Here is a 905-nt window from a genome sequence, read left to right on the forward strand (position 1 = left end):
GATGCCAACAAAGCATACATCGGCCGTTATCTATCATTACTAAGAATAAATTATATTGGGGAAAAAAGAGAAAAAGTTTGGTAACTGCGTAATATGTGGTGAATATGGAGTCCTGACTCAAGAACATGTTCCTCCAAAGAGAGCATTTAATAATAACCGCTATTATGTTCATTTAATTAATGACGAAGATCCTTTGGCCGAACCAGTAAAAAAATGGTATAAACAAGGAGGGATACGATTTTATACATTATGTGAAAAATGTAATAACAACACTGGTGCATGGTATGCCAATGAATATATTGACTGGTGTTACTTCGGTATGGATATTTTACGGAGAAGTAATGGACGACCTAGCTTATACTACTTCAATAAAATTTATCCACTTCGCGTGATTAAGCAAATCATCGTAATGATGTTTTCGGTTAACAATGATTCAATTTTCAGAGAATTAAATCCATATTTAGAACAATTTGTGCTGAATAAATGGATGAATCATTTACCTCCTGAGTATAATGTCTATGTTTACTATAATATAAGAGGAAAACCTAGATACAAGGGATATACTGTATCATATGATAAGGGTAAAATATCAGTTCTATGTGAGGTTACATATCCTCCCTATGGCTTTGTTTTGACACTGCAAGATTCTCCTCCGCCAGATGATCGTTTAACTAAAATAAGCCATTTTGCAGACTTTCAATATGATACAGAATGGGAAATTGAATTAAATCTCAATTCCCTTCCAACTTGGTTACCTAATATACCAGCTGATTATAGAACTAAAGAGGAAATCCAAACAGCTATACTAAACTCAAAACAAAGAAAAAGATAGATAACAATGGCGAGCTGCCATGCTTTTCCATCGCACAAAAAAACCGACGCGAAAAAAGCACAGCAGCCAGCCG

Annotated in this window: 1 protein-coding gene; it reads left to right on the plus strand. The window is 34.6% G+C overall.

Translation table 11 applies throughout. From position 1 onward, the window contains the following. Positions 1-55: 55 nt before the first annotated feature. Positions 56-832 (plus strand): hypothetical protein, encoded by a 777-nt coding sequence (locus E1171_RS00660; protein WP_155203098.1) that lies wholly within the window; start codon positions 56-58, stop codon positions 830-832. Positions 833-905: the final 73 nt, after the last annotated feature.

Source organism: Xanthovirga aplysinae (genome assembly GCF_009711365.1).
GTDB lineage: Bacteria > Bacteroidota > Bacteroidia > Cytophagales > Cyclobacteriaceae > Xanthovirga > Xanthovirga aplysinae.